The organism is Flavicella sp. IMCC45668 (assembly GCF_057219105.1).
This window is the reverse complement of the sequence record NZ_CM170114.1, coordinates 1,734,397-1,758,297: the sequence shown is the minus strand read 5'-3', so window position 1 is coordinate 1,758,297 and position 23,901 is coordinate 1,734,397. Positions and strand designations below refer to the sequence as shown.

General features: G+C 34.4%; 15 protein-coding genes. 7 read left to right on the top strand and 8 right to left on the bottom strand.

Translation table 11 applies throughout. The annotated features are described in order from the left end of the window. Positions 1–105: 105 nt before the first annotated feature. From AC2DZ0_RS07435 to AC2DZ0_RS07415, 5 genes are all read left to right on the top strand, one after another. The gene (locus tag AC2DZ0_RS07435; protein WP_484644678.1) at positions 106–2,448 is read left to right on the top strand and encodes an arylsulfatase; all 2,343 of its coding nucleotides are present in this window, start codon (positions 106–108) and stop codon (positions 2,446–2,448) included. A 187-nt stretch (positions 2,449–2,635) separates the two neighbouring features. Next, positions 2,636–4,057 carry a sulfatase gene (locus tag AC2DZ0_RS07430; protein WP_484644676.1) on the top strand — a complete coding sequence of 474 codons (1,422 nt, stop codon included), beginning with the start codon at positions 2,636–2,638 and terminating at the stop codon, positions 4,055–4,057. A 98-nt stretch (positions 4,058–4,155) separates the two neighbouring features. Further along, a complete protein-coding gene (locus tag AC2DZ0_RS07425) occupies positions 4,156–5,604 on the top strand; it encodes an alpha-galactosidase (RefSeq protein ID WP_484644674.1) in 1,449 nt (482 codons plus the stop codon). Between the two features lie 47 nt (positions 5,605–5,651). Next, positions 5,652–7,124, top strand: a complete 1,473-nt coding sequence (locus AC2DZ0_RS07420; protein ID WP_484644673.1) for a sulfatase family protein — start codon at positions 5,652–5,654, stop codon at positions 7,122–7,124. A gap of 128 nt (positions 7,125–7,252) precedes the next feature. Next, positions 7,253–10,339 (top strand): T9SS type A sorting domain-containing protein, encoded by a 3,087-nt coding sequence (locus tag AC2DZ0_RS07415; RefSeq protein ID WP_484644672.1) that lies wholly within the window; start codon positions 7,253–7,255, stop codon positions 10,337–10,339. A 100-nt stretch (positions 10,340–10,439) separates the two neighbouring features. Here the strand turns inward: AC2DZ0_RS07415 and AC2DZ0_RS07410 are convergent, their stop codons facing one another. The 5 genes from AC2DZ0_RS07410 to AC2DZ0_RS07390 form a co-directional block, all read right to left on the bottom strand. Further along, complete coding sequence (locus AC2DZ0_RS07410) at positions 10,440–11,942, bottom strand: DUF3360 family protein (protein ID WP_484644671.1); 1,503 nt, start codon at positions 11,940–11,942, stop codon at positions 10,440–10,442. 198 nt (positions 11,943–12,140) lie between these two features. Further along, positions 12,141–12,896 (bottom strand): pyruvate formate-lyase-activating protein, encoded by a 756-nt coding sequence (gene pflA, locus AC2DZ0_RS07405; RefSeq protein WP_484644669.1) that lies wholly within the window; start codon positions 12,894–12,896, stop codon positions 12,141–12,143. 54 nt (positions 12,897–12,950) lie between these two features. Further along, complete coding sequence (gene pflB / locus AC2DZ0_RS07400; protein WP_484644667.1) at positions 12,951–15,176, bottom strand: formate C-acetyltransferase; 2,226 nt, start codon at positions 15,174–15,176, stop codon at positions 12,951–12,953. A gap of 299 nt (positions 15,177–15,475) precedes the next feature. After that, complete coding sequence (gene gldG, locus AC2DZ0_RS07395; RefSeq protein WP_484644666.1) at positions 15,476–17,836, bottom strand: gliding motility-associated ABC transporter substrate-binding protein GldG; 2,361 nt, start codon at positions 17,834–17,836, stop codon at positions 15,476–15,478. A gap of 43 nt (positions 17,837–17,879) precedes the next feature. Continuing rightward, entirely contained in the window at positions 17,880–18,719 is an 840-nt protein-coding gene (locus AC2DZ0_RS07390) for an SAM hydrolase/SAM-dependent halogenase family protein (RefSeq protein WP_484492379.1), read from the bottom strand. A 142-nt stretch (positions 18,720–18,861) separates the two neighbouring features. Between AC2DZ0_RS07390 and AC2DZ0_RS07385 the strand changes: the two genes are divergently transcribed. Next, the gene (locus AC2DZ0_RS07385; protein ID WP_484492378.1) at positions 18,862–19,809 is read left to right on the top strand and encodes a PhoH family protein; all 948 of its coding nucleotides are present in this window, start codon (positions 18,862–18,864) and stop codon (positions 19,807–19,809) included. Positions 19,810–19,911: 102 nt separating this feature from the next. Beyond that, a complete protein-coding gene (locus AC2DZ0_RS07380; protein ID WP_484492377.1) occupies positions 19,912–20,865 on the top strand; it encodes a phosphoribosylaminoimidazolesuccinocarboxamide synthase in 954 nt (317 codons plus the stop codon). 66 nt (positions 20,866–20,931) lie between these two features. On the opposite strand, the gene rlmB is transcribed toward AC2DZ0_RS07380, so the two are convergent. The 3 genes from rlmB to AC2DZ0_RS07365 all read right to left on the bottom strand — a co-directional run bounded on the left by rlmB (position 20,932) and on the right by AC2DZ0_RS07365 (position 23,891). Then, positions 20,932–21,672: a 23S rRNA (guanosine(2251)-2'-O)-methyltransferase RlmB gene (rlmB, locus tag AC2DZ0_RS07375; RefSeq protein ID WP_484644664.1), complete on the bottom strand. Its 741-nt coding sequence runs from the start codon at positions 21,670–21,672 to the stop codon at positions 20,932–20,934. Positions 21,673–21,751: 79 nt separating this feature from the next. Then, complete coding sequence (locus AC2DZ0_RS07370) at positions 21,752–22,468, bottom strand: hypothetical protein (protein WP_484644663.1); 717 nt, start codon at positions 22,466–22,468, stop codon at positions 21,752–21,754. Between the two features lie 10 nt (positions 22,469–22,478). After that, positions 22,479–23,891, bottom strand: coding sequence for a RagB/SusD family nutrient uptake outer membrane protein (locus AC2DZ0_RS07365; protein WP_484644661.1), 1,413 nt, complete (start codon positions 23,889–23,891; stop codon positions 22,479–22,481). Positions 23,892–23,901: the final 10 nt, after the last annotated feature.

Here is a 23,901-nt window from a genome sequence, read left to right as displayed (position 1 = left end):
CAAAATAGAGTTGTTCAAAATGATAGTTTCATTTGGTTGTTTGAGAAAAAATGAGGAATTTAGTCTTAAATTAAGGATTTATTAGCCTAATTAAAACTTATGAAAATGAAACAGAATAAAATTATTTTGACTTTTGTGGGGATGTTTTTTGGAACAGTTGCCACATTTGCACAAGATCTATTGAATCGTGAGATTTTACCAATCGTTGAACCGGAAGCCAAAACGTACACAGAATTAGATGCACGTAATACAAAGCCACCAAAAAGGTTTGAGGTAAATGCACCGAAAGAAGCACCAAATGTTGTCATTGTTTTAATTGATGACCTGGGTATGGGAGCAACAACTGCCTTTGGAGGGCCTATTAAAACTCCTACCATGGAAAGGTTGGCTGCCGCGGGATTACGATATAATAATTTTAACACCACTTCTTTATGTTCTCCTACCAGAATGTCCATTAAAACCGGTAGAAATCACCATACTTGTAACACGGGTTCAATTATGGAAACAAGTACGGCATACCCTGGAAATACAGGTGCATTGCCACCAAGTGTAGCTCCGTTAGCTGAAACATTAAGGTTGAATGGTTATAGTACAGCGGCTTTTGGAAAATGGCATGAAACAGCTGCTTGGGAAACAAGTGTATCTGGACCTTTTGATAGATGGCCAACGCGTCAAGGATTTGATAAGTTTTATGGTTTTATTGGAGGAGAAACAGATCAATGGGCTCCGCTAATTTTTGATGGAGTAAAGAAGGTGAATCCTCCTAAAATGGACAATTACCATTTTACAACGGATATGACCAACCAGGCAATTAACTGGGTTAAGGCGCAACAATCGATGACTCCAGATAAACCATTTTTTGTTTATTTTTCTACAGGAGCTGTACACGCGCCTCACCATGTATCAAAGGAATGGTCAGACAAATATAAAGGTCAATATGACAAAGGATGGGATGAGGTTCGTAAGGAATCTGTTAAGAATATGAAAGCAGGTGGAATTATTCCATCTAAAACAAGATTGGCTCCAAAACCTGATGATATTAAGGATTGGAAAAAACTGACCGACAACGAACGTAAATTATTTGCTCGTCAGGCTGAGGTTTTCTCTGGTTTTGTGGAAATGACTGATTACGAAATAGGAAGATTGGTAGATGCAATTGAAGAAATTGGCGAGTTAGACAATACCATGATTGTTTTTGTCGCAGGAGATAATGCAACAAGTGCAGAAGGGGGTATGGTAGGTATGTACAATGAAATGACTTACTTTAATTTTGTTGAAGAAAAGGTAGAAGATTTATTGCCATTAATGGATGATTGGGGATTACCAAATACATTCCCTCATATGGCCGCAGGTTGGGCTGTAGCTTTTGATGCTCCTTTTACATGGACAAAACAAATTGCGTCAGATTTTGGAGGTACAAGAACAGGAATGATTGTACATTATCCTGATCAGGTAAAAGAAGGTAAAGGAATTAGAGAACAGTTTACACATGCTATTGACATAGCACCTACTATTTTAGAAGTTGCTGGTTTGCCTGAGCCAAAGGTGGTTAATGGAGTTCCTCAAACACCTATAGAAGGTACAAGTTTTGCATATACTTTTGATGATAAAGAGGCTGCAGAAAGACACAATGTGCAATATTTTGAATTGTTTGGAAATAGGGCTCTTTATTTAAATGGATGGTATGCTAGAACATTACATAGAGCGCCTTGGGAAATGAAAGATTTTCCTAACTTAGAAGATGATGTTTGGGAGCTGTACGATGTGAAGAATGATTTTAGTTTGACTAAAAACTTGGCTAAAAAGTATCCTAAGAAGTTAAAAGAAATGCAGGATTTATTTATGGCTGAGGCTGAAAAATATCATGTGTTACCGATTGATGATCGTGTAGTTGAAAGAACAAATCCAGCAATAGCAGGTCGCCCAGATATTATGGGAGGTAGAACTGTATTGAAATTATATGAAGGAATGGAAGGTATGATGGAAAACACTTTCATCAACATTAAAAATAGATCCTTTACTATTGATGCTGAAGTTGAAGTGAAAGACGATGCTACTGGTGTTATTTTGACGCAAGGAGGCCGTTTTGGAGGATGGTGTTTATACATGAAAGAAGGGGTTCCTGAATTTACTTATAATTTCTTAGGGTTAGAAAGATTTGTTATAAGTACAAAAAGTAAATTGAAAGCCGGAAAACATAAAATAAGTTTTACATTTAACTATGACGGTGGAGGTAATGGAAAAGGTGGTGATGCTAGTATTATTGTCTCTGATGGTTCTAAAGGAAATGGAAGAATTGAGAAAACACAACCGAATATGTTTTCTGCTGATGAAACAGCCGATGTTGGGTTAGACAATCAAACTCCAGTAGCTGAGGGAATTGGTTATGGTCCAGAAGAAACTAAGTTTACAGGAAAAATTGACAAAGTGATTGTTGAAATAAAATAATTCTCACTAATAAGATTCAAAAGCCTCCAATGCAATATTGGAGGCTTTTTTATTTTAAAGATGAAAATAAAGCAAGTGAAAAGGTATGTCTTGGCGGGGTTATGACTGTAGCGGACAAATATTAAACTCTCGGAGACGCTATTATTTTTTATATTTTTTTAATTCGTATCATCAATTAGATAAGAATATGAGAAATACAATGTCTTTAAAAGTTATGGCACTCTTAGTGTTTGTTGTCGGTTTTAAATCCTCAGCCTATTCACAAAAGCTTAAAAGTAAACCCAATGTATTGTTGATTACAGTTGACGATATGAATGATTGGGTAGGCGTGTTCGGGGGACATCCTCAAGCAATAACGCCTAATATGGATAAGTTTGCAAAAAAAAGTACTGTGTTTAAAAATGCATATTGCTCGGCTGCTTTGTGTAATCCGTCGCGAACCAGTATGCTAACAGGTTACCAACCTTTTAAGACAGGAGTATATGGAAATGTAGAGGTTTTTAGAAAAATGCAAGGCTTTGAAAATACGATTACCCTTCCTCAATATTTTGCAGAAAACGGTTATGAAACGGTTGCTTCAGGAAAAATTTTTCACAGTCCAAGAGGAACCGCTAAAGAACCAAAAGAAGGAAGCGATCCTGGATCTTTCCAGATTGAAAACAAAGTTGGTTTAGGAACTCCGTATCCGAAAAATAGATTTCCACATGGTTTAGACTTTAAAAAGGCAGGAGTTAAAGGAAGTAAAACAAGATCTTTTGATTGGGGACCTGTAAATGTTCCTGATGAAAAGACAAATGATTGGAAGTCGGCAGAATATGCCTCTAATTATCTGAAGAAAGAACATGATAAACCATTCTTTTTAGCCTGTGGAATATTCAGACCTCACTTACCACTCTATGCACCAAAAAAATATTTCGACATGTTTGATGAAGAGAGTATTGAACTACCTAAAGTTTTACAAAATGATTTAGACGATGTGGGTCGAATTGGGAAAAACTGGACGGGAAATAAGTTGCATGCTGAGATATTAAGAAATAATAAATGGAAATCAGCCGTAAAAGGTTATCTCGCAAGTTTGGCTTTTGCGGATGCATGTGTTGGACATTTGTTGGATAATTTAGAGAAGAGTGCCTATGCAAACAATACCATTGTTGTTATTATGGGGGATCACGGTTGGCATTTAGGTGAAAAAGAACATTGGTCAAAACAGACACTTTGGGAAGAGTCAGCAAAAACACCATTGATCATATTTGATCCAAGCAAAAGTAAAGGTGAAGTTAGCGTTAGGACAGTTTCTTTAATAGATGTCTATCCAACTTTAATAGACTTATGCGATTTGCCACAAAAGAAAGATTTGGATGGAAATAGTTTTGAGCATTTAGTATCCAATCCAAAGGGGACTTGGAATCATTCTGCTCTGACAACTAAAGGCTTGGGTAATCATACATTGAGAAATGAAAACTATAGATATATTGTTTATTCGGATGGCTTTGAAGAGTTATACGATCATAGAAATGATCCAATGGAGTGGAAAAATGTTGCAAAAGAATCTAAGAATAAAAAAGTGATTAAAAAGTTCAGGAAGGAATTAAAAATCCTTTTGAACTAAAAAAATTTGATTTATGAGTATTTCATTCTTTATAGAATTTTGTATTCAAAATTATAAAGGAACAATAGAATGTTCATAAGAGTTGGGTTGTAAAATAGATGGAAAATAGAAGAGATTTTTTAAAAAAAGTGGGACTTGGAAGTCTTGCCATGACAGGAATGTCGACTTCGGCTATGGGAAAGTTAACGAAGCTAGATGGCGAAGATTTGTTTTCAAATAAAACAATTATTGGTGAAGGGAAGCAAATTCAGGTAAAAGTGCAGGCACCCTTGTTTTGTCCTTTTCAGAGTTTGAATGGTCCTGGTGAGAAGGGTGGGAACTCCTACTATTATCAGAGTAAACCGTTTGTTTACAATCCATTCACATGCAAAGCAGCAGGGATGTCTGGATCTCCTGTAATTATTGATGCAAAAGGTAAATTTATTGGGTTTATGACTACTTTAGGGTATGAAAATTCAATATATAGTTTTGACGGTAAAGAAACCTTAACTGTAATTATTCCTGAGGGACAAGAAGTTTTCCTGGACGAGACAGGAAATGGAGATGAAGCTTGGAAAGAATACAATCGCATCATGATGAGGAGATTGAATATTACACCATATGTGCAAACCCCTAAATTTTGGGCAGATGTTGAGTATTGTACTTGGTCTGAACAAAAACATTTGTCGAGTAAAAGACACGAGCATTTTCATTTATTGAATCATAAGTTTGTAAAGTACTATATAGATAAAATTGTGGAGCTTGGGTATCCCAAGGGTAAGTTGACTTTAGATCATGGTTGGGGTACTTTTCCTGATGGCAGTATCAATTCTGGGTTTGGGTCATGGATTCCGGATTCTAAAAAATTCCCTGATTTTAGAAAAACAATGGATATGATCTATGAAAAAGGATTTACGCCTGGTTTGTGGATTGGTTTTCCGAAGATTCATAAAAATAGTATTGCCGCTCAACAGTATCCTGAACTTTTAGGGAATTATTCTTTTGGAACAAAAATAGGGAGGAAAGATGATGTACAGTATTTAAATAGTCAATCCGATATATATGGATATGCTTCAGAAGTGATTTCACGTTTTCATAAGATGGGGGTAATGAAGTTTAAAATAGACATGTCTTACAACACCAAATCAGGGATGTTACCAATCCATAGAGCTTTGTATAGAGCAGCGAAAGACATTAATAAAAATATTGAAATGGAGTTTCATGTACCAGATGTTTTTCTTTCCAAATATGCCGATGTAGTACGTACGAATGATATTTGGCTATTGGACAAATACAACTGGAAAGGTCGTGTAAAAACACACTATGAGATTTGTTATAAGTCGGCTCCAGGTAAAGGAATCAACTTAGATCATATTGGAGGTAACTCGACTGATGCAATAACAGAAAAGAAATTTTTAGAGCACTTAGAGAGTTATAAAACCAAAACAGGCTTTCCACTAGTCTCAGTGTTGCCACATCATTTTGGGAATAAGTGTGTTGATGAAACTGGAGATTATTTATGGAACTATGAAAAAGGCCCTAAAAATATTCTTTCAGATTTTTATTAGAGAGAATCAAATGACGATAAAACTTAACATTACTAAATAGTATTATAATGAAGATTAATTTTAAAACTTTAGTGGCAGGTGTATTTGCTTTTAGCACTCTTTTCAGTAACGCTGCTGAGGAGGAAGTAAAGCCTAAAAAGCCCAACCTAATTATTATCCATACGGATGAACATAATTTTAGAACATTAAGCTGTTATCAAAAATTATTACCAGAAGCCGAGGCTTTTGTTTGGGGAAAAGGAAACAACTCCAAAACACCCAATATAGATAAAATTGCTAATGAAGGTGTAATTTGCACTAGCTACTATGCTTCTTCTCCTGTGTGTACTCCCTCTAGAGCATCTTTGGTAACAGGTTTGTATCCACAGGCAACTGGAGCACCTAAAAATGGAATGCATATTAGAGAGGATATTCCAACTTTTGCAACTATTTTACAGGAAAATGGTTATGCAACTTCTTATGTGGGTAAGTGGCATTTAGCAGGACATGAGAAATATACTTTCGGAATTAAGTACCAAGCTGGATTTGCGGATAATAGATATATGATGAGAGGTGGACACGCTCCATATTTTCATATAAAAAATGGAACATATAAAGGAATTAATGAAAAAGTAGCCGCAAAGTTGCCTGAGGATGAAGTAATTCATTTAACCGACTTTTTCACGGATAAGACATTAGAAATATTAGAAAGAGATAAGAACAAACCTTTTGCATTAATGCTATCGATTCCCGACCCTCATACGCCTGACTTTGCAAAACCGCCATATGATAAAATGTATGCCAATATGGATATTCAGGCTCCATTGACCTCTAAACATGAATACGCTAATAACAGACCGAGTTGGGGAAAAGGTGGAAGTAATGAGGCTACTAAGAAAAAAGCCTTTGAAAATGAAAAAGAAGCTTTGAAACAATATTTTGGTATGGTTAGTCATATTGATGATAGTGTAGGCCGAATATTAAATTTTTTAGAAGAGAATAATTTAGAAGAAAATACAATTATTATTTTCACTTCAGATCATGGGGATATGTTTTTCGAGCACAAAAGAAGAAATAAAGGAGTACCATATGAAGCATCCTCTAGAATACCGTTTGTATTGCGTTATCCTTCAAAAATAAAGTCAGGGAAGGTTATCAATAAAGCTTATACGAATGTTGATTTTACCCCAACTATTTTGGGAATAATGGGAGTTCATTCTGATGCACGTTTTCATGGGATGGATACCTCAGAAGATTTCTTAAATAGAAAAAAAGTTGTGGATAGTGATCGTATTACATATTTCGCCAAGTCTGGTGGTTGGTGGGTTGCTGCCGTTTCAGATAGATTTAAATTGGTAATAGATAAAAAAGAAAAACCTTATTTGTTTGATATGAAAAAGGATCCATTTGAACTGGTGAACGAATACAATAACAAGGAGTATCAAGAAGTTGCAGAAAAAATGCAGACTGAATTGTTTAAGCAATTACAAGAGTTTGACGAACCTGGTTTAAAGTTAAATCAAACATATGTTACAAAATAGAATTTTGGAGTTTTGTATAAAGTAGGTTAGTTCTACAGGAACAATAAAAATTGAAAATACAATTAATTTATAAATCTATGCATATTTATGAGATTCCATATCTCCTTTAGATGTTTTAAATAATAAGAATGACTAAAATGCTAAATAATTTCAAAAGAACAGAAATCAAAGGGAACAAATATTTTTATGTTTTGTTTGTTTTTTTTCAGGTATTTAACCTAACAGCTCAAACTTTAGAAGAACAAGCTCGAACAAAAATATTGGAATTAAATACATTAATTACAACTGCTAAAAACGACGGTATTGAAGTTCTAAAAGAAGAAATGACAGTTCGAACTGCTGAGGTTTTCTTAGACTATGCAAATTGGGATGAAAGCAATATTAGTATGAATACTGAGTTATTCGCTATGGTTAGTAGGTATAAAGATAATGCTGGAGAAATGGCTGAATTGTTGCCTGATTTTGAAAGATCCGATGTGTTAAATATGTTAGAGGAATCGATTTCATACTTATCCATGTTAATTGATAAAACAGTTTTTAGAGAATCGATTCCAAATATTGATTGGGAGCATGTTGTACATGAAAACGATCAGCTTACTTATAATGGAAAACCAGTTTTTTTGGCCGACTTTACTTGGAAACCAGTAATTGATCAATTAACAGAGTTTTACGGGAATCAAGATGGGTATTTTTTGACACCGGGACTTGTTGTAGACAATCAAGGTACGATTAAAACAAATACATACAATGAGCTAACAGCCAAGGAAACGGGGTCTCTTGGATTTATTTTTATGAACCATAAGAATGTACCTGATTGGTCAATACAGGAATATGGAGAGGATTTTGAAATGCGTACTGATACCTATACAGGCTACGATATTGATAATCCCGGAGCAAGAGAGATGCAATCATTTTTAATTGGAGGCACGGTGCCCCATATGGCAGGTAAAAAGTATTCCAACTTGGGGTATATGTTATGTAATGAACCTCATTTTTTTACGCAAAAAACTGGTGATAAACTGGCATGGGCATCCGGACCTGTCTCTGAATTTACAATTGAAAAATTTAAAGTATGGCTTGAGAGTAAACATGGTACTATAGAAAGACTTAATAGTTTGTGGGAAACTAGTTTTGTGGATTTTAGCGATGTTACTATTGAGATTCCCATTGATACTAGTTTAAGGGGGAGTGCGAAATGGTACGATTGGTCATTGTTTAATATGTATAGAGTAACAGAATGGTATAAATTTTTGAAATCAGAAATTCAAAAGTATGATGATGATACCAAAATCCATTTAAAAATTATGCCCAATTTATGGACAGAAAACGAAAGGGTACATGGTATAGATTTGGAAGCTTTAACAAGTTTAAGTGAAATTGTTGGAAATGATGCTGGTGCTATAAATAATCATATGTGGGGGCCAGAAGAAGAGTGGGAAGAAAACTATGCCTTAGAGTGGAGAGAATTATGTATGGGTTATGATTTTATGAAATCTGTAAGTCCATATAAAATTAATTACAATACTGAAGTTCATTATTTATCCACCGTACGGTCTAGGGATTTATATTTAGATCCTGCTTACGCAAGAGCTACTTATTGGCTAGGTCATATGTATGCAATGACGGCAAGTCAAACTTGGTTTTGGCCACGAACCGAAGATGGTTCTCCAAGAAATGGAGTAAGCGTGGGGAATGGATATGCAGGATCAAATATTCAGCAACCTAGGGTTACCAATGAAGTTATGTCTACCATGATGGATTTAAATTCACATTCAGAAGAAATCATGACATTTCAGCGTTTGAAAAAGCCGATACGTATCTTTTATTCGAAAACTTCCGCAATAAACAAAGCAGCTCATATGGATGACATTTTTGAATTGTATGAAGAATTGCATTTTGAAGGAACCCCAATTGGTTTCGTAACGAAAGACATTTTATTGAATCAGTCAATGGATTCATGGGATGTAGTATTAATATCTAATACCGAATATGCATCAGAAGAGGAGGTTCTTGCGCTGCAAAATTATTTAGATAAAGGTGGTGTTATTGTGATGGATGACATTAGTTTAAAGCACAACGAATATGGTGAAGATTTAACTCCGTTAATGGTAAGTAACGGAGTTTTGTCTGTTACCTCCCATCAAGAGATGAAGACGAAAGCTTTCGAGATTTTGGATGAAAATGACGAGTTGCCGAGTATAATTGTAAGTGAGACGAACTCAGTGAATAGAAAAGGTTGTGTTTGGAGATCTTATCGTAATGCTTTTGGAAATGTTGTTTTGTCGGTTGTAAATATGGGGAAAAGTAATGCTTCCCTGGAAATTAGTTTGAAAGAATCAATTGGCCCTGTTGTTGCAAAAGATTTCATTAAAGGGATTGAAACTTCGTTGTCACCTGTTTTGAAACCTTATGAAATTTATTTTGTTGAAATAATTGACAAAGGATCTGAGGATGTTTTGATAGATTATTATGGATTTGAATCTGCTGATGCTGTTACACCAGGTGTGATAGAACCGAATTCAAATGGAAATGCAGTGGAAACTGGTTGGTTTTTTCAGCATCGAAATTATTCTTTTTCTGAGTCTGTGAAAAAATCTGGATTTTATAGTTTGAAGTTTGATTCTTCTGTTGGAATTGAAACCTCATATCAAGCTCAAGGTGGCGGTAGTACTTCTCCTGAAAATTCTAAACTATCTTTAGAAGAAGGAACATATATTGCAAAGCTATCTGTTTATATAGATCAAAATAGCCCAAATATAATTCAAACTAATATTGCTTCCCCTTTTAAATCAATTTCATGGGATCTTACTGGTTTGGAGGAAAAAAAATGGCACGATTTGAGTCAAGAAATCGAATTAGGTGAAACGGTTGCATCTAAACTTTCGTTTAAAATTTTAGATAGTGCAATAGAGAGTTATCCATCAGTATTGTATGTAGATGATCTTAGTTTTAATCAGAAAACACTTTCTATAAATAATGAAGTTAAGGAGAAGAAATATACAATATACCCTAATCCAGCTAAGAACGAGGTGAGTATCAAGGCTCCAAAAAATAGTTTGGTTACCTTTTATAATGTTTCTGGTGTTTTAGTTAAAACTTTTGTATGTCAGTCAACTTTACAAGTTATTTCTATTAGTGACCTAGAAAATGGTTTGTATTTTGTATCTATAGAAAATGAATCAATTAGGGAGATGAAAAAACTAATTATTGAATAACAATCGTTAGAAATTAAAAAAGCTCTCTATACGAATAGAGAGCTTTTTTGTGGTCAATAACTGCAAACTATTGGCCTCTCGTAAGCGAGTTTTATATTTTTTAGAAGAAGGCTAGAATACCATAACTTCCTTTTAGCATTCCAACAGAGAGCACTGCAATAACACAAATTATTAAAATGCTAAGCGGAATAATTAATCGGTCTACAATGGTTAGATTTTTAGGTCGTTCTTTGTCTCCAATTAATCCATTATTATCTAGAAACATCGCCAAAGCCCATGCTAACACAGGGTTGGTTACCATGGCCATGAAAATACAAATTCCGGCTGCCTGAGCACTTGCACTTTCCTTAACCATTTGAATACCTGCCTCAATCATAGGTAAAAATACGCCTACCAATAGGGCAATAGATCTTACGGGTGGCCATACGGCAACATCCATAGGACTCCCTAATATTGCTACTGCAATTACCATCAGCCCGAGTAAGATTGCCCCAGCTGGAATGGGTCTTTTGGCAATTGCGGCTGGAATCAAATAGGTTCCCCAAGAAGAGGTAATATTACCACCTCCAACAGCGGTTCCTACCATTTGTCTTATGGAACACATTGTCATTGTATCATCTACATCCATTAGTACTTTATCTGATTTTTTAGGATAGTTCATTTCTTGAAAAATTCTATGTCCTAAGAAATCGGGAGACCACATTGCTACTGCCAAAATGGCAAAAGGTAAGGAAGCCACAAAATGTTTTGCCTTTGGTAACCCTAGCATCCATCCTTCACTAGTATTTCCCCACCAGTAAGCTGGATTCAAATTAGGTAATCCTATTTCTGTAGTAATTTGAAGGTCAAAACTTGCCCCGCCGATTAAAGCTATTAATAAAGCCGAAACAGCACAAGCAGGAATGGATAACCAACGTTTGTCAATTCTTGCTAGATAGCTGTATAGTATAATAGTAAAGCTTAAAATGATTAAGCCTAAGAATCCCATAGATCCGGCTTCAACTGTTTCAGAAGAAAGTCCTTTACTCCAGGTTTGAATTGTTTTGATCTGGCTTAATGCTCCCATAAATCCAAGGAAAATTAATAAGCCTCCTGCAACTCCTTTACTTGTGAGGTTTACTAGTTTAGAGCCGCCTTTAAAAAAACTGAGTAGTAAACCAAATACACCAATTAGGATCGCAAGAGCTAAGGGGTGTGCACCTGCTAATGCAATACTTGCAATTAATGGTATCATTGGTCCATGATTTCCTGCTAAATTTGCCCTTGGATTAAAAAATCCCGAAGCTAAAATAACAAACAGAAATGCTGGAATAATCATTTCTACTCGGGATACTTCAATAGCAAATTCTTTTCCAAGTGATATATGATCCCATGCTTTGGATAATCCTTCTGCCCAAGCCATCATAACGGATGAGTACATGGCAATAATACCAAGGGTTCCTGCCAGTGCTGGTACTAAATCTTCCCATTCAAATTTATAATCTCTTCCAGGTAGGTTTAATTTGAACCTTCTTGGTTTCATGATTTGTAACTCATGTTCTAAATAGTCAGTACGGTTTTCAAACGCTGATGCCGGTTTATGCTGTTCCTTGTAGGTTTTCATATTGTAATATGTTTCGGAGATGATATTGTTATCCTAATAACCATCTGTATATTCTGGAAGTTTTATCTATGCTAAGGGTTGTTTTGAAAAGTGGATACTTATGCGTCTTTTGATTAATTTAAAACTTAATTGTAGTAACGATAAAACTTATTTATTTTTCGTGTCTCAGATCATAAATGGTATGAGTGCTAGGTGTTGTTAGTTGACTTTTACTTCTTTGAAATATTCATTCAAAATAGTTACAGCCTCGTTCAGTTCATTTTCGGTGTTTTCTTGTATATCATTTAATTTATATTCCCATCCTAAGGCTTTCCATTTATGAACGCCTAACTTGTGATAAGGTTGTAATTCTATTTTTTCAATAGTTTTGTAGTTTTTGAAGTGCTTTCCCATGGCATGAAGCAATTCTGGCCTATTTGTGATACCAGGAATTAACACGTATCGCAACCACATTTTTTTACCAGAAGCTTCTCTATGAGCTGCAAATTTGAATGTTGTTTCTTTGTTTTTTGCACCAGTTAAGTATTGATAGCCATCCTCTGTCATGTGTTTGATGTCTAACATTACAAGATCAGCGTAATCATCTAAAAGTTTTTCTGTATAATGATTTAAAACTCTACCATTAGTGTCTATATTGGTATGGATTTCTTCTTCTTTTAAACGTTGGAAAAAATGAATCAATTCTTTAGATTGTAATAGAGGTTCTCCACCAGATACGGTTACTCCTCCTTTGTTGCCAAAGTAAGATTTCATGTTAACAGCACGTCGAACTAAATCCTCAATTTTATGTTCTTCACCTCCATGTGTGTCAATAGAATCTGGATTATGGCAGTACAAACATTTTAATTTACATCCCTGTAAAAAAACAACCATTCTAACTCCTGGACCATCATGGGTTCCAAAAGATTCGATAGAATGTACTCTTAATGTATTTTCTGAAGTTTTGATAGGCAAATTGTTTAATGAAATATGGTGCCCGGCGGGGTAGTACCGAACACCTTATTTTAATTACATAGATTCGTGGAAAGATCTTGTGATAACTTCCATTTGTTGCTCTTTTGTCAATCGGATAAAGTTGACCGCATAACCTGAAACACGAATTGTTAATTGTGGATATTCTTCTGGGTTTTCCATGGCATCTAACAAAGTTTCCTTATCAAGTACGTTGACATTTAAATGTTGTGCTCCCTTGTCAAAGTATCCATCTAAAGTAGTTGCTAAATTGTCAATTCTTTCTTCTTCTGTTGCCCCTAAAGATTTCGGTACAATTGAAAAAGTGTTAGAAATACCATCCTGAGAATCTTCATAATTTATTTTTGCTACTGAGTTAAGTGAAGCAATAGCTCCGTTAGAATCACGGCCATGCATTGGATTTGCACCGGGTGCAAAAGGAATTCCTTTCGCTCTACCATCTGGAGTAGCTCCTGTTTTTTTACCATAAACTACGTTAGAGGTTATTGTTAAAACAGACATGGTAACAGCAGCATCTTTATAAACAGGTAGTTTTTTTAATTCATTATTGAAATCAGCAACAGCATTTGCAGCAAAGATATCTACGCGATCATCGTCATTTCCGTATTTAGGGAATTCTCCTTCAATTGTAAAGTCAACTGTCAGTCCTTCCTCATTTCTTATAGGTTTAACTTTCGCATATTTGATAGCTGATAACGAATCGGCAACAATAGATAATCCGGCAATACCATAGGCTATATTGATCATTGGATTGGTGTCAATAAGAGCCATTTGGGCTTTTTCGTAATAATACTTATCATGCATGTAGTGAATGATGTTCATAGAATCATTGTAAACTCTAGCAACCTCTTTCATGGCAATTTTGAAATTGTCCATTACTTTATTGAAATCTAGAACGTCATCAGTCATTGGTGCAATTCCTTCCACCATTTGAGTTCCGGTATTCTCACATTTACCTTCATTGATAGCTAATAATAGCGTTTTTGCAAGATTCGTTCGGGCACCAAAGAATTGTATTTGTTTCCCGATTTCTTGGAATGAAACACAACAGGCAATACCATAATCGTCAGAATCTCTTGTAGTTCTCATTAACTCATCATTTTCAAATTGAATGGATGAGGTATCTATAGATACTTTAGCACAATAGTTTTTAAAGTTTTGAGGAAGACCATATGACCAAAGAATAGTAATATTTGGTTCAGGTGATGGGCCTAAGTTGTATAAAGTATGGAGGAAACGGAATGAAGTTTTGGTGACCTTTGTTCTTCCATCGGCAAACATACCACCAATAGCTTCTGTAACCCAAGTTGGATCTCCTGCAAATATTTCATCATAAGCCTCCATACGTAGGTGTCGAACCATTCTTAATTTCATTACGAATTGGTCTATGTATTCTTGCGCTTCCTCTTCCGTAATGACACCTGCCTCTAAATCTTGCGTAATGTAAATATCTAAGAAAGAAGAGACATTTCCTAAAGACATAGCGGCACCGTCTTGTTCTTTTACCGCGGCTAAATAAGCCATGTAAGTCCATTGCACAGCCTCTTGTGCATTTTGAGCAGGTCTTGAGAGATCTAATCCATAATGATTACCCATCTCGATCATATCATTTAAGGCTCCAATTTGCTCGGCAACTTCTTCCCGTAAACGAATCACGCTATCACTCATTGGACCCGTAATCTTTGCTAAGTCTTCTTGTTTTGTTTTTATCAGTTGATCAATTCCATATAAAGCAATTCTTCTATAGTCACCAATCACACGTCCACGTGCATAATTATCAGGCAATCCTGTTAGGAATCCTAGAGATCTAAATTTTTTGATTTCAGCGGTATAAGCTGAGAATACACCATCATTATGTGTTTTTACATATTTAGTAAAAAGTTCATTTACTGCATCACTAGGGGCAAGTCCATGTTCGGAAAGTGCTTTTTGAACTACCTTGTACCCTCCAAAAGGTTTCATAGCTCGTTTTAACAATTCATTGGTTTGCAATCCAACAATTGTTTCATTCTCTTTATCTATGTATCCAGCCTCAAAGGAGTTTACTCCAGAAATAGTTTCTGTATCTACAGATCTAACACCATTGTTTTGTCTTTCTTCTTTTACAGCAGATTTACAAATATCCCAAAGTTTTTGTGTTTTTTGTGAGGGGGCAACTAAAAACTCATGATTCCCGTAGTAAGGAGTAATATTCTGAATAACAAAGTCTCTAACGTTAATTTCTTTGTCCCAAATTCCATTTTTAAATTCTAATACTTTCATGTCCAATGTTTTTAAATTGTATAAATCTACCTTTTGTTTTACAGGTCAAATTTACAATTAAAACATAAAGAATACAATTTAGTCTTTTATTGAAGAATGGAAATATGCAGTTTGAAGGTGTCTATATTTTAATGATTATTATAATATTTTGATAGATTGAAAATTAATTAGGAGTCAGTTTACTAGCACGTAATGAAACCTATAGTTTTTATGCATAATTCATAAAAATAAAGATAATTTAATCTTTTTTAAAAAGACTTGTCTAACCTGCGTAATCGCAGGAATTTGCTTAAAGGAAATTAGGAATTTATCCTGGAATATAAATATTTTTTACGTTTATGTAGAAGAAACCCAAGTAATGAAACGAATACAACGGGAGCAAATAAATTTATCAGTTGCCAATAAGATTTATTTTCTAATATTTTTTGTTTGTCTAATAACCTTAAATTAATTTTTTTTGAACGAATACTTATAAGTCCAGTATCGTCTAGAAGATATTCAATAGCGTTTAATAAAAACTCTTTATTGCCATAGAATTGTTGTGTCCACTTATCCACACCCAATTCTAACGGTTGTCCTTTGTGAATTTGATTTTTTCCAATATCTCCATCCGCAATTAAGATCATTTTGTTCTGAGAACCTTTTTCTAAGGGTTTCGCAAACCTAACCGGTTTGATACGATCTTTGTATGCGGAATTAAAATTTCCCTCTAACAAAAGACCTAAGATTTTATTTCCGTTTTTATAAGTATTAGATTCAGGTTTTTCCATAACAGAATTTAATTCCACAATTGTCGGAACTTGAACTTCTTTGGAAAGCATTGAACTTTGCAGCAAGATTGTTTTTTTTACATCATTTTTTAAGGTGTCTATGGAAGATACAAAACTTAAAGATACCGGACTTATGTTATTTACGATGGGATGATTACTCTTTGAGCTAACCAGGGGAGCATAAAGCCAAAGAAAGTTTTCAAAGTTTGTTTTATTACCAGTATTACCCGTTGCTAAAGCTATTTTAGATGCGTATAAGTCTTTTACTAGGTTTTGGTTTATCCTAGCTCCATATCTAAAAAAGAAATCATCTAGGTTAAGTTCTTTCGAGTAGGCAAGGGATTTACCATTTTGAAACAAACTATCCATTTCGGCTTGGACATTATCAACCATCCATAAACTTTTACCACCGTTCAATATGTATTGATCTAAGGTGTATTTTTCTTCCTCAGAAAAAGGGATAGTTGGTTTTGCAATGATGGCTAGGTCAAACGATTTTAGGTGCTCTATCGTTTTTAAAGGATTTGTTTGAACAGAATCTAATGTAAATTTTGCAAGATGATAATTTGAACCGACAGATTTCAATAAACTGTATAGTTGAATATCTTCCAATTCTCCATTCCCCGAAAGGATTACAATACTTTTTTCTTTTTTAGAAGAGACGTTTTTTATGGCGTGTAAAAAAACATATTCTAAATTTTGAATGGAGTTTTCTAGTTGTTGCTCTTGTGAGCTTTTAGGATCACTATCTTTTAATAAAGAAATAGTTTCTTTTTTGTTTTTGTAGGTGATGGTAGCCCATGGAATAATTACACTTTCTGAGACTACACCATTTTCTTCAATGGTAAGTCTGCTTGGTGTTAGACCTTCCGAAATTAATGACTGTAAGTTATCTTTCGGATCAATGAATAACACTTTGATATTACCATTCATTATTTTTAATTCTTCCAAAAACTGTCTTGTTTCGGTTTGAAGTCTTTTAAATTCTGGTGGGAAATCCCCTTCAAGATATACTTTAATGACTGCAATTTCATCTAAGTTTTTTAGGATAGATGCTGAGGTTTCTGAGAGCGTGTATTTTTTATCACTTGTTAGGTCAAATCTTGTATGAAAAGATTTACTTACTGTGATAAGAAGAATTGTTAAAACAAATAATGTCGCTATTTTCTTTTTGGGTACAATGCTGTAAAAATTAAAGAGGGTGCATTGTAGAAAGAAAACCGTTACAATAATAAAATAAATAATATCTGTTGTATCTACAACACCTCTAGCAATACTCAAAAAATGAGTATATAAACTTAGAGATTCTGTATTAAGGCTCGGGACAATCGAACTTATATCAGAGAGTCCACTGTATAATATCAAACAGAGTAAAATAGAACCTAATAAAGAAATAAGAGTGTTTTTAGTAAGAGAGGAGACGTAGAGTGCTATGGAAATAAAAGCACTGGCCAAAAAAAGTAAACCTAGATACGATCCTATAATACTACCTGTTTCAATAGCTCCTACAGGCGATGCAAGTTTATAAATACTGTAAACATATATTATTGTTGGCAGTAACATGAAACCAATAATAAGCAATATTGAAAAGAACTTTCCAAGAACAAATGCTAAGTTGCTAATGGGTTTGGTTTTGATAATTTCAATGGTTCCAGATAGATACTCCTCTGAAAAACTTTTCATAGTCAGGGCCGGAATAACTAAAATAAAGAGCCATGCAGTACTATAGAAAAAATTTGCAAGTGAAGCAAAACCACTGTTTATAATACTGGCATCCGTTTTAAAAATCCAAAGCCATAAACTATTCAAAATAAGAAAACCAAGAATTATTGTGTAGCCTCCTAGAGATCCAAAAAATAATCGAAGTTCCTTTTTTAATACGGCTAACATAGATAGTGAAGTTTTACTTTTTTATAACGGAACTTTTAAATAGTTATTCTGTTTTATGAAAATCTAATGTAATAGAGTCTCTATAGTCTAAACCAAGAAGACTTGAAGCGCCACCAACTGTTGTTAGATTACTTTTATAAATCGCAATTTCAATAAAACCAGCAGAGTTAAATATGGCAAGTTTGTTACCATCGCTTTGCCTTAATACAGGATCTAAGGTAAAGTCAACAATATCACAATATTTATAATTAATTTTAGAGAAAGTATATCTACTTGCACTTAATGTAAATTGACGTCCTTTACCAACCTCTTTAAAAAGTTTTTCTGTGATATTACTAATAACGTTCCCATAATTATCGATGTAAATAACATTACCAGAAATACTAGAAAGGTCGCTTGATACTTTAGGCTGAAGCTCAAATATTTTTTTATAAGTCTCCAAAGGTTTTCCTATTACCTCTAAAGTACCACCCCTTGCTATGTGCGCTGCAACCTGAACAAAAACATCTAAAACGGAAAAACTAGACTCAAATCGATCATGAATATTTATTTCAACAATTTTAGAAGGTTTTATCTCAGAGGCAATCATGGAAATCAAACCATTATCTGGGCATACAAAGTAATGACCATTTAACAAGAGCGCAATATGTTTATTATCTTCGTTTAATTCTGAATCAACCCCAACAATATGGATGGTTCCTTCCGGAAAATTCTTGTATGCATTTTTTAAGATATAAGCAGTCTCTGTAATATTAAAAGGCGAAATTCTGTGAGATATATCAACAATCTTAGCGTCTGGAACCGTAGAATAAATAGCACCTTTAACTGCTCCTACAAAGTGGTCTTTGGTTCCAAAATCTGTAGTTAAAGTAATTATAGACATCTGTGGTTTGCTTCCTTTTGAGTGTTCGTTTTTATGGATATGAATCCTTAAAAATCTTGAACAAATTTATACAAATATATAGGAATTAATAGTATTTTTAGACATGAAAATAAAGGAAATATAAACAATAAAAAGCAAGCAGTTGAACGAACGTATTATAAGTCTTTCAGAGATAAATCCTAATGAGTTTTTTGGGCACCAAGAAGCTACAATCAAACAGTTAAGAGCTTATTTTCCAAAACTTAAAATAGTGGCAAGAGGTTCTCAAATAAAAGCTTATGGTGAACCCGTTATTTTGGATGAGTTTGAAAAACGTCTGGAAATGATTATCAAGTATTTTGATAAATACAATAAGATAGATGAGAATTCTATCGAACAATTGTTGACCAATACCGGTAAAAAAACAGCAACCTCCTCAACGGCAGATGCAGTTTTGGTGCATGGTGTAGGAGGGAAGCTGATCAAAGCCCAAACGGAAAATCAAAGAAAAATGGTAGCCAAAATGGAAACAAATGATATGTTGTTTGCAATAGGACCTGCCGGAACCGGAAAAACCTACACAGCAGTGGCTTTGGCTGTAAAGGCGCTTAAGGATAAAGAGGTGAAACGAATTATATTAACCCGACCTGCAGTTGAATCAGGTGAAAATTTAGGTTTTTTACCAGGTGATTTAAAGGATAAATTGGACCCATATATGCAACCTTTGTACGACGCTTTGAGAGATATGATTCCTTTTGAAAAATTGGATTCGTATATCGAAAAAGGAGTGATTCAAATAGCTCCTTTGGCTTTTATGCGGGGAAGAACGTTAGATAATGCTTTTGTTATTTTGGATGAGGCACAAAATACAACGACTGGCCAAATGAAAATGTTTCTAACCAGAATGGGAAAAAGAGCCAAGTTTATTATTACGGGTGATCCTGGGCAAGTGGATTTGCCTCGTAAACAAGTTTCTGGTTTAAAAACTTCGTTATTGGCCTTAAAAGGAGTAAAGGGGATTGCAAATATATTTTTAGATGACAAAGATGTAATACGTCATCGATTGGTAAAAGAGATTATCAAAGCTTATAAAAATATTGAAACAGAATAATTATTGTGATAAAGTAAATGAAGAAATGAAGTTTCTAGTGTAGAATTCTTTATTTTTGCCGAACTATTTTATAGACATAACGATAGCAATAAATTTTTTATAATGACAAATACGATCAACGACACAAATTTTAATTTCCCAGGACAACAGAAAGTTTACAAAGGAAAGGTGAGAGAAGTATATACGGTTAGTAACGATCTTTTGGTGATGGTAGCTACTGATAGGTTGTCAGCTTTTGATGTGATCATGCCAAAGCAGATTCCTTTTAAAGGGCAGATATTGAATCAAATTGCTTCGAAAATGTTGGAAGCAACTAAAGATATCGTGCCAAATTGGGTGGTGGGTACTCCGGATGAAAATGTTACCATTGGGCATTCTTGTGAGACTTTTAAAGTAGAAATGGTAATTCGAGGTTACCTTACAGGGCATGCTTGGAGAGAGTATAAGGCAGGTAAAAGAGTTTTGTGTGGGGTTGCAATGCCTGAAGGAATGATTGAAAATCAAAAATTTGAATCTCCTATAATAACACCATCAACAAAAGCTGATATTGGAGATCATGATGAAGATATTTCTAGAGAAGATATTTTGGCAAATGGAATTGTATCAGAAGAGGATTATAAACAACTAGAAGCCTATACTTATGCGTTGTTTGAAAGAGGAACTGATATTGCTGCAAAACAAGGACTTATTTTGGTGGATACAAAATATGAATTTGGTAAAACTGCGAATGGAGAAATCGTTGTGATTGATGAGATTCATACTCCGGATTCTTCTCGTTATTTTTATGCAGATGGTTATGAAGAGATTCAAGCAAAAGATCAAAAGCAGAAACAATTGTCGAAGGAGTTTGTTCGTGAGTGGTTGATAGAAAATGGTTTTCAAGGAAAAGAAGGGCAAGTAGTTCCTGAATTAACGGAAGAAAAAATAACTGATATTTCGAATAGGTATATTGAATTATATGAGAAAATAACCGGAGAAACTTTTGTGAAGGCAGATGTATCTAGAGTTATAGAAAGAATCGACACAAATGTGAAAGGTTTTTTGAATTCTCTTTAAATCAATACTAGTGTATAAAAAAAGCCTCTACTGAATAAGTAGAGGCTTTTTTTTAGTTTGTGTTTTTTATGATCTTTGTCGCACAGCTTCATATAAGAAAGCTCCACAAGCAACAGATACATTTAAGGATCCAATATTTCCTTTAAGAGGTAATTTTGCTTTTGCATCTACCATTTTTAAGATTGACGGGTTGATACCTCTATCCTCAGAACCCATAATGATGGCAGAAGGTTTTTTTAAATCAACATCAAATAATAAATCTTCCGTTTTTTCTGTAGCTGCTACAATTTGAATTTCGGCTGCTTGTAAAATAAACATGGCATCTTTAATATGGTTTACTTTACAGATAGGAATATTAAATGCGGCTCCGGCAGAAGTTTTTACCGTTTCTGCATTCACCGGAGCGTTTCCTTGGTTTTGGATAATTATTCCGTGCACTCCTGTACATTCTGCAGTTCTAATAATTGCACCGAAATTTCGTACATCAGATACTTGATCCAATAATAAAAATAAAGGTGTTTCTTCTTTTTCTAAAGTAGCTTCCACTAAAGTATCTAAATCGTGAAAATTAATTGGAGCAATCTGTGCTACTGCACCTTGATGATTGTTGTATTTAGATAATTTATCCAATTTTTCTACAGGAACATAACTAAAAGCAACTTTGTTGGTTTTAATCTGCGTCATCAATTCATTCATTAAATGTCCAGAAATTCCTTTCTGAATAAACACTTTATCTATAGAGCTCTCACTATTGATAGCCTCAATAACTGCTCGTAATCCAAATATTTTTGACGTCTTTAATTCCATGGCGCAAATGTACTGCTATTATTTGTATAAAAAAACCCGCTTTAAAAGCGGGTTATGAGTTCTGTTGCAATATTTTTGTTTATGGGTTAACAGTAAACGTATGGGATTCTGAAGCAGAGTCAAATTCATTATTGAAAAAGTAAACTTCTTCGGCTAAAGTCATCTTGTAGTATCCGTATTCAGGATAGGATAATCCATCACCAAAAGCATCGTTGATTGTAAACGTGTAATCTCCGGGAATTAACTGACAGAGAGTTACTGACATGGAAGTTGTGCCGTCTGGATATGTACCTTCAGCAAAAGAATAGACCAATTCATTTGATGAATTTCTAATTTCAACTGAAGTTTCACTAGCATAACCGTCAAATACAATTTCTAGTTTTGGACATTTTAAACCGACACTAATAGTTATTGGCTCACCAATGTAAATGTTATTGTTCTCCGAGGTAAGATTTAAATTAAGTAGTTTGTCAGGATCAATATTCATGTCTTGAACACTTAATGGAATATTACCGATATTGCTATTTGCTGGAATGGTTACAGTGTTAGGTAATGTATAAGATGATGGATCTAATGTAGAAGTGTCAAGTATCTCTATATTGAAAACTCTATCATTTGAATGAATTTGATTAGCGTATATTTTAATATCTTGAACTACCGTTTCTCCATTTGGAACCAGGATGGAAACATCCGATTCTAAAGTAACGAAATCGGCAATTGTAGGTCCTTCATCTTGACAACTAGCCACAAAGAAAAGGACCAATATTATAGAACTAAGTTTGTATATGTATTTCATGATTTTAGTTTTAACGATTATCATTTACAGAGTCATTGATGTTTTCATTAGCATCAATTTCTTTTTGAGGAACTTTTAAAAAGAATTTTTTATCATCCGCTTCTAAATCAGAGTTAGGTAATCTGTGATTTCCTGTTCTAGGTATTGCACGTCGTAATCGTTTGGCATCAAACCATTCAACTCCAATCTCCGCATATAGTTCTTTTCTTCTTTCAATAAGAATTTCTTCTAATAAGTCCGCTCCAGTGTTGGTAGATTTAATTGCATTTGGATCTCTGTTAGACTGTAAGGCGAATAGAAGATCATGAGCTGTTGGATCGCCTAACCTGTGTTTCGTTTCTGCTTCAATTAAAATCATTTCTGATGTACGCATTAATGGAAGGTCAGATTCAAAAGAAAATTTAAATTTTGTAGTTGTTAAAAATTTCCATTCCGCTCCAACTGTTTGATCATATGTTTCATCAAATAAGTTCCTTACGTCTGTGCTGCTAAAAAGTGCACGAAAATCTTCATTAACATAAGTACCAAAATATCCATCAGCGAAATGATCACTAAATGCATGGGGGGCAGCATAGTAATAGTTTGATTGGTCTGTTGTTTGTGGACTTCCCCACATCCATTCAGAACTTTCAATCTTGTCAAAACCATTTGAGTATTCTGAGGCATTTAATGCTGCTGATGGATTCCCTCCATATGCAATTATTGCTGCGTCTCTTGCTCCTTCCCAATCTTCCATAACTAAATATACACGAGCTAAAATACCCGCAGCTACTTGCTTGTTGATATAGGATTTTCCTAGGCGAGATTCGTCTAGATTAGCAACAGATTCGGTTAAGTCAGCTACGATTAAATTATACATTTCGCTTAAAGTAGACATTGGTTTTCCTTCTAGGGATAGTTCTAGATAAATTGGAGGAGCAAGATCAGTAGGGTCTTTTGAATAGGTGTGTTGGAATTCCATACTTAATTGAAAGTAAAAAAAGGCTCTAATAGCTTTTGCTTGTCCCATTAATTCTTTTACATCTTCCTCTCCTATATTGCTATTTGGTAATCCGTTGATAATTGAATTAGCTTGATTGATCATATAATAAGGGTATTCCCAACTAAAAACAGTTCTTGTATAATTCGGTTCTCTGTTGTCATTATCATAGTCAAAGTTGTACCAAGAGTTTTGAATAAAATCATTTCCTTTCACGGTTCTTGCAAAATACATGGAATACATACCACCCGCATCTGTTCTTGTAAATTGGTCTCTAAACTGTCTTTGTATTCCGGATAAATGAGCTTCCACTCCTTCTCTAGAGTCAAAAATCACGGTTTCGGTAACTGCATCGGTAGGTTTTGGCTCGTTTAAAAAATCATCGCTACAACTGAATAAAATCATTGCAACGCAAATAATTGCTGTGTTTATAAGTTTTTTCATGTTGTAAAAA